Annotated in this window: 8 protein-coding genes; 7 read left to right on the forward strand and 1 reads right to left on the reverse strand. The window is 72.9% G+C overall.

The features are described from left to right. Positions 1 to 782: 782 nt before the first annotated feature. The gene (locus O4U47_RS30900) at positions 783 to 1559 is read left to right on the forward strand and encodes a bestrophin-like domain (RefSeq protein ID WP_270681540.1); all 777 of its coding nucleotides are present in this window, start codon (positions 783 to 785) and stop codon (positions 1557 to 1559) included. Between the two features lie 263 nt (positions 1560 to 1822). Here O4U47_RS30900 and O4U47_RS30905 read toward each other — a convergent pair whose 3' ends face one another. Then, on the reverse strand, positions 1823 to 2719 hold the full coding sequence (locus O4U47_RS30905; protein ID WP_270681541.1) for a hypothetical protein: 897 nt from the start codon (positions 2717 to 2719) through the stop codon (positions 1823 to 1825). A gap of 436 nt (positions 2720 to 3155) precedes the next feature. Here O4U47_RS30905 and O4U47_RS30910 point away from each other — a divergent pair, with 436 nt between their 5' ends. The 6 genes from O4U47_RS30910 to O4U47_RS30935 all read left to right on the forward strand — a co-directional run bounded on the left by O4U47_RS30910 (position 3156) and on the right by O4U47_RS30935 (position 6318). Then, the gene (locus O4U47_RS30910) at positions 3156 to 3377 is read left to right on the forward strand and encodes a hypothetical protein (RefSeq protein ID WP_270681542.1); all 222 of its coding nucleotides are present in this window, start codon (positions 3156 to 3158) and stop codon (positions 3375 to 3377) included. A 49-nt stretch (positions 3378 to 3426) separates the two neighbouring features. After that, complete coding sequence (locus tag O4U47_RS30915; protein ID WP_270681543.1) at positions 3427 to 3645, forward strand: hypothetical protein; 219 nt, start codon at positions 3427 to 3429, stop codon at positions 3643 to 3645. 195 nt (positions 3646 to 3840) lie between these two features. After that, positions 3841 to 5484 carry a bifunctional aspartate transaminase/aspartate 4-decarboxylase gene (locus tag O4U47_RS30920; RefSeq protein ID WP_270681544.1) on the forward strand — a complete coding sequence of 548 codons (1644 nt, stop codon included), beginning with the start codon at positions 3841 to 3843 and terminating at the stop codon, positions 5482 to 5484. A 27-nt stretch (positions 5485 to 5511) separates the two neighbouring features. Then, positions 5512 to 5706: a hypothetical protein gene (locus O4U47_RS30925; RefSeq protein ID WP_270681545.1), complete on the forward strand. Its 195-nt coding sequence runs from the start codon at positions 5512 to 5514 to the stop codon at positions 5704 to 5706. A gap of 14 nt (positions 5707 to 5720) precedes the next feature. Then, on the forward strand, positions 5721 to 5891 hold the full coding sequence (locus O4U47_RS30930) for a hypothetical protein (protein WP_270681546.1): 171 nt from the start codon (positions 5721 to 5723) through the stop codon (positions 5889 to 5891). Positions 5892 to 5922: 31 nt separating this feature from the next. Beyond that, the gene (locus tag O4U47_RS30935; protein WP_270681547.1) at positions 5923 to 6318 is read left to right on the forward strand and encodes a DUF488 domain-containing protein; all 396 of its coding nucleotides are present in this window, start codon (positions 5923 to 5925) and stop codon (positions 6316 to 6318) included. The last annotated feature ends 164 nt before the right edge of the window (positions 6319 to 6482 follow it).

Raw genomic sequence — 6482 nt, forward strand, 5'->3', positions numbered from 1 at the left:
GCCGAGCCGCCGCCCACCCGCACCGCGAGCAGCCCGCCACCCGGCAAGCAGGCCCAGGAAACCGCCCCGCTCGCGCCGTCGCCGCCAACCACCCCGCACCCCGACCACCCGCCGCCCGGCCGGGGCCCGTCAGCGGGGCACCCGCCGAGCCGCCGCCCACCCGCACCGCGAGCAGCCCGCCACCCGGCAAGCAGGCCCAGGAAACCGCCTCGCTCACGCCGTCGCCGCCAACCACCCCGACCACACACACGCCCGGCGGCCGACAACGCCACCGCTTGGGCCGCCGACCTTCGTCGTCGCCGCCAACCACCCGGCACCCCAGGGGCCCGGCGCCCGGCCAGAGCCCGTCAGCGGGGCACCAGCCGAGCCGCCCACCCGCACCGCGAGGAACCCGCTGCCCGGCAGGCAGGCCCGGGGAACCGCCCCGCTTCCACCGTCGCCGCCGACTGCCCCGCACCCCCACGGCCCGGCGGACGGCCGGGGGCCGTAAGCGGGGTACCCGCCCTTCCCGTCGCCGCCGAACACAAGGACCACGCACATGCCGGGCGGTCGACAACACCGCGGGGAGGGCTGCCGACCTTCGTTCTCAGCGTCCTCTGACCCCACCGACCCGGCCTCGGTCATGACTGCGATACCCCACCCCCTAATCCACCGAAAGGGCGGCACATTCACCCAGACCACCTCGCAGGCCCACCGAACCGGACGCACTCCACACAGGACTACATTCGTGACAATACGTCATTTTCAACAACGCTCCGTATCTATTCCACTAGCGTGGTGCCATGGACATCACCCCCCTGTTGTGGTCCATCGCCTTCCTCCTGCTCGCCGCGCTCGGTGTGCTGCTGGTGCGCGCATTCGGGGTCACCCGAGAGGACTGCGAAGGGCCCATCGGCACCTTCATCGGCCCCTTCCTCCTCGCCGTCTACCTCATTGCCCTGGCCATGGGACTTGTCATCGGCTGGGACCACTACCAACGGGCCGGTGCCGACGCCTCGGACGAGGCCTCGTCGGCCATCGACGTGTACTGGGGCACCCAGGCCTACTCCCCTGGGGACGCCGAGCGGGTACGCGCCGCCACCCGGGACTACGTGACCGCGGTGACCGAGAAGGACTGGCCGGTCATGCGCGAAGAGGGCGAGCTGAGCCCCGAGGGCGACGTGGCCATGACCCGGTTGCGCGCCGCCGTGGAGCAGGCCGCGGTCGGCAACGGCATGCCGGAGGTCGACCGCCTTGCCGCCCTGGAGGAGACGAGCACGCTGATGAATCAGCGCATGATGCGCGCTGAAACGGCCGGCGAGAGCGTGCCGCTGGGGTTGACCGTCACCGCGGCACTGTCCGGGCTGGCCGTGGTCGTGTTACCGCTGGCCATGGGAACTCAGGGGTCACGCACGAGGGTTCTGTGGGGCACGGTCGCCGGGCTCACGGTCGTCATCTCCGTGGCGGTGATGCTCACTCTGAACAACCCCTACCGCGGGCTGCTGGAGGCGGGTACGGACCCGTACGAGGACGCGGTGGCCGAATTCGACCGGATCGACGAACTACCGCCGCCCACGTAGAACGCGTTCGGCGGGGTGCGCCCCGGTGCCCGAGCAGGCACCGGGGCGCACCCCGTCATAGGCCCTGCCGGACCGGGCAGCGCCGGGCGGCGCCGGGCAGCGGGGCGGCGAAGCACCGGGACCCGTCGCAGTCCGCCGGAGCCGCAGAGATTTCGGAGCCCTGGCCGCTTGGCGGCGGTCAGGGCTCCGAGAGTCAGGGGTGGTTACCGGGCCCTGGCCCGGAACCGGCACCGCCCCCCTTCCGCCCCGGTGGTCGACGCCTCTCACCCCCTGGAGCTGCGGGAGCGGGCCACACCGGCGGCCGTCACGGCGACGACCACGGCGAGCAGGACCATGAGCCGCTCGGGTGTGAACGCCCCGCTCTGCTCATTGGGCCCCTGGGCGGCCGGCAGGAGCGGCACGGCTTCGTGCGACTCGGGCTCCTCCGTCTCCTCAGGTTCCGGCCGTTCCGGCGGTTCCGGGGACGGCTCGTCGGTCGGCTCCTCAGACGGCGCGGGAGCCGGGGCGGGCCGTTCCTCAGGGGCGGGAGCCGGAGGATCGGCCGGGGCCACAGGGGGCGGCGCTTCCCGCTCGGGCGGGGGCTCCGGTGCGGGTTCGGCGGGCGGTTCCTCCGGCGGCTCCTCCGGAGGGTCATAACCGGGAGGCGGTTCCTCGGGAGGCGGTTCCTCGGGAGGCGGTTCCTCGGGAGGCGGTTCCTCGGGAGGCGACTCCGGCGGCCGCTCCGGCGGGTCATAACCCGGCGGAGGCTCTTCCGGCGGCTCCTCAGGCGGGGGTTCCGGTCCCGGGTCCGGCGGAGGCGGGTCGTCGCAGTATCCGGGGGCGTTGATCCCGATGCAGACGTCGACCCCGACGTGCAGGCCGCCCGCGGAGGCCGAAGCGGAGCCCTGCACCCCCGCACCCGCCCCCACCGCGGGGCCCACCCCGGAGCCGCCGGTGCCGCCCGGCGCCCCGCCGCCCTGCTCCGACGGCCCCGGATCCGGGGCCGAGTCCTGAGCCCCCGCCGACGGCGGGGCCGCGTCCACGGGAGCGGCGTCCGCAGGGACGGCCCCCGCGGGAACGGCGTCGGCGAATGCGGCGTCCGCAGGGGCGACCGCCCCGGCCGCGCACGCAAAGGCCACGACGGCGGCCGCGACAGGCGGCGCCGGGAGGGGGTCGGGCACGGGGAATCCTCCACGATCTCGAAACGTCGTGATACGAGCGCACACGGTAGTGCGGCGCCGGGCGCGGTACCGGCGATTTCGGAGAATCGGCCGCATACGGTCTCGCACGGACACCCCTCGGCGGAGCGCGGACACGGTCTACCCCGGGGTACCCCCACCCCCTCACCACCCCTCACCACCCCTCACCACCCCAGACCGCCACCCGGACGGATTTTTGACACCGCGTCCTTTTCATCATGGAGAGCCGAATCCCCCTCCCCTCCTCCGATTCCGACGCCTTCCCCACACCCGCCCCATCAGACACGCCGGGAAATCGCGCCACCCATCTTCACTTTCCGCAGTCAAGTGACTACTCTTTGTGCTTGTCGGAGGGAGGGACCGGACCACGTCCGAAACCCGCCCGACACCCGACTCATCGTGGACAAGGAGAACCGGCATGAAGAAGACGTTCGCACTCGCCGCGCTCACCGCCGCCGCCGCGGGCGCGGTCCTGGCCGCCGCCCCCGCCGCCTCGGCCGGGGACAGCTACGCCCTCATCAACGGCGACGTCGCCCCGTGCGCCGTCGCGCCCTGGAACTGGGAGGGACCGGTCGACATCCTGACGCTGACCGGCGACTACAACGCCTGCCAGAAGTACGGCATCACGCACGGCGGCTGACCCGCCCCGCACACCCGACCCGCACCGACAGACGACCACGAGGAACACCATGAAGAAGGCCTTCGCCGTCGCGGCCATCGCCGCCGGCGCCCTCGCCGCCACCGCTCCCGCCGCGGCCGCCCACAGCGGCGACAGCTACTCCGGCGTCAACGGGGACGCCCTCAACTGCACCGGCCTGCCCTGGAACTGGGAGGGCTTCGTCGACGTGCTCACCCTGACCGGGGAGTACGACGCCTGCAAGACCACGGGCGTCACCTACGGCCCCTGACCCGGCACGCCGCGGGCCGCCCTCCCTATCCGTCCGGAGGGCGGCCCTCGCGTGTGACCGCCCCCGCCCCACCGATCCGCACGCCTGCGAACCGAACAACCTCACTTTGCGCTACATCTACGCACCTCTGGGTAATCAAACCAGCGGCCGAGGGCCCCTCAGGGCCCACACATCGACCGGAAGAGGACGCGCGCAATGACCGAACTCGAGGAGACCCGGGCCGAGCAGCGCGCCCTGGAGGCGCTCAGCCCGTTCGAGTTGAAGAACCGCCTGATCCAGCGCGCGGGCGAGCACGACCGCGCGGCCCCCCGCGACCGGCACCAGGCCGACACGATGCTCAACGCCGGGCGCGGCAACCCCAACTGGACGGCGCTGCCGCCGCGCGAGGCCTTCTTCCTGCTGGGCCGGTTCGCCATCGCCGAGGCCCGGGAGGACTGGCACGAGTGGCCCGCCCTGGGCGGCATGCCCCGCGCCGAGGGCATCTCCGAGCGGTTCGACCTCTACCTCGACCAGAACGCCGGGGAGCCGGGGGCCGACCTGCTCCGGCGGATCGTGCGCACCGTGCCCGAGGTGCACGCGGACGCGGTCGTGCACGAACTGGTCGACGGGGTCATCGGCGACAACTATCCGGCGCCCGACCGGATGCTGCCCTTCTGCGAGAAGGCGGTGGGCGAGTACGTCGCCCGCGCCATGGGCGGCAGGGCCCCCAAGGGCGGCTTCGATCTGTTCGCCACCGAGGGCGGGACCGCGGCGATGTGCTACGTGTTCGACTCGCTGCAGGCCAACCGGCTGCTGCGGCGGGGCGACCGGATCGCGCTGATGACGCCGATCTTCACGCCCTACCTGGAGATCCCGCGCCTGGAGCGGTACGCGTTCGACGTCACCGAGGTCAGCGCCTCGCGCGGTGTCGACAACGGCTTCCATACCTGGGCCTACGACGACTCGGAGATCGACAAGCTCGCCGACCCCTCGATCCGGATGCTGTGCCTGGTGAACCCGTCCAACCCGCCGTCGGTGCGGCTGTCGGACCGGGCGCTGGAGCGCATCGCGGGCATCGTGGAGAACCACAACCGCGACCTGGTGATCGTCACCGACGACGTCTACGGCACCTTCCTCGACGGGTTCACCTCGCTGATGGAGGCGGCGCCGCGCAACACCATCGGCGTCTACTCGTTCTCCAAGTACTTCGGGGCCACCGGCTGGCGTCTGGGCGTGGTCGCGCTGAACCCCGACAACACGGTGGACGAGCAGATCGCGCGGCTGGGCCCCGAGGAGGCGCGGGCGTTGGAGGAGCGGTACTCCTCCATCACCACCGACGTGCCGGGCCTGGGGTTCATCGACCGGATGGTGGCCGACAGCCGTGCCGTCGCCCTGAACCACACGGCGGGGCTGTCCACCCCGCAGCAGGTGCAGATGGCGCTGTTCGCCCTGTTCGACATGGTCTCGGGCGAGGTCGAGTACCGGCGCCCCACCCGGGAGATCCTGTCCCGGCGGCTGGCCGCGCTGTCCGAGGGGCTGGGCGTGGACCTGCCGGACGACCCGCTGCGCGCCGGCTACTACGTCGAGCTGGACCTGCTGCACTGGATCGGCCGGAAGTGGGGCGAGGACTTCGCCCGCTGGCTGCGGACCGAGTACGAGCCCGTCGACCCGGTGCTGCGCCTGGCCGAGGAGGACGGGGTGATCGTGCTCAACGGCGGCGGGTTCGACGGGCCCGACTGGTCGCTCCGGGTGTCGATGGCCAACCTCGACCACGGCGCCTACGGGCGCATCGGCCGCGCCCTGCGGACGATCTGCGAGGAGTACCACCGCCGCTACACCGGCGGCGCGTCCGCCTCCTGACCGACGCCGGGGAACGAGGAGGGGCCCATGGGCGCCCGGCTCACCGGCCTGTTCACGCAGACACCGGAGATCGCCCTGTTCACCGCGCTGGCCGCGGGGTACGCGGTCGGCCGGATCCCGTTCGGGACGATCCGGCCGGGCGGCATCCGCGGCACCCTGCTGGCGGCGCTGGTCATCCTCGCTGCTGGTCATCCTCGCTGCTGGTCGGGCGGCACCTGCTGAAGATCGAGCTGCCGGTGGGCGCGGTGGCCGGGCAGCGGTGCTCCGCCCCGGCGATCAGCCAGGTGGTGAGCACGGCGGACAGCAACGTGCCGATGCTGTCCTACACGATCGCCTACGCCATCTCCAACATCCTGCTTCCGTTCACCGGCCCGGTGATGATGGCGCTGGCCGGAGCGGTGGTGTGAACGCCGGGGGCGGCTCTGGGAGGGTCGGCGCATGAGCGACGACATCCGGCTGATGCGCGTGTACGACGCGGAGGGGGACGGTGGGCCGACGGAGGGACGGGTGTTCCTGGTGGACCGCCTGTGGCCGCGCGGGGTGCGCAAGGATGCCCTGCACTTGGACGGATGGCTCAAGGACGCCGCACCGAGCCCGGAGCTGAGGACGTGGTTCGGCCACGACCCGGCCAAGTGGCAGGAGTTCTCGGCCCGGTACGAGCAGGAGTTGGAGGGGCGGCCCGAGGCGGCCGACCCGATCCTGTCGGCGCTGGACGAGGGCCCGGTGACGCTGCTCTACGCGGCGAAGGACACCGAGCACACGCACGCCCTGGTGCTGCGGGACTTCGTGCGGTCCCGCAGGGAGGGCGGGAACGGCGGCGGGGGCGGGGACTGAAGCGGGTCAGGGGCCGCGCCCAGCGGCGGGCGTTCCTTGAGGCCGACCCGGTGGGGGCTGTCGCATGAGGAGCAGGCCGACCGGCTCGCCGCCGACTGCCCGGACCGCGAGCGGCGCCGGCCCCGCACCCGGGCGGCCGGGCCCGCCGACGACCGGGTGCACCT

It is taken from the genome of Nocardiopsis suaedae (assembly GCF_027706745.1).
In the GTDB taxonomy this organism is placed as follows: domain Bacteria; phylum Actinomycetota; class Actinomycetes; order Streptosporangiales; family Streptosporangiaceae; genus Nocardiopsis_A; species Nocardiopsis_A suaedae.

What these genes read in the sequence shown, in the direction of transcription:
- O4U47_RS30915 (WP_270681543.1), top strand. Translation starts at nt 3,427, where the DNA reads ATGAAGAAGGCCTTCGCCGTCGCGGCCATCGCCGCCGGCGCCCTCGCC.
- O4U47_RS30910 (WP_270681542.1), top strand. Translation starts at nt 3,156, where the DNA reads ATGAAGAAGACGTTCGCACTCGCCGCGCTCACCGCCGCCGCCGCGGGC.
- O4U47_RS30920 (WP_270681544.1), top strand. Translation starts at nt 3,841, where the DNA reads ATGACCGAACTCGAGGAGACCCGGGCCGAGCAGCGCGCCCTGGAGGCG.
- O4U47_RS30925 (WP_270681545.1), top strand. Translation starts at nt 5,512, where the DNA reads ATGGGCGCCCGGCTCACCGGCCTGTTCACGCAGACACCGGAGATCGCC.
- O4U47_RS30935 (WP_270681547.1), top strand. Translation starts at nt 5,923, where the DNA reads ATGAGCGACGACATCCGGCTGATGCGCGTGTACGACGCGGAGGGGGAC.
- O4U47_RS30900 (WP_270681540.1), top strand. Translation starts at nt 783, where the DNA reads ATGGACATCACCCCCCTGTTGTGGTCCATCGCCTTCCTCCTGCTCGCC.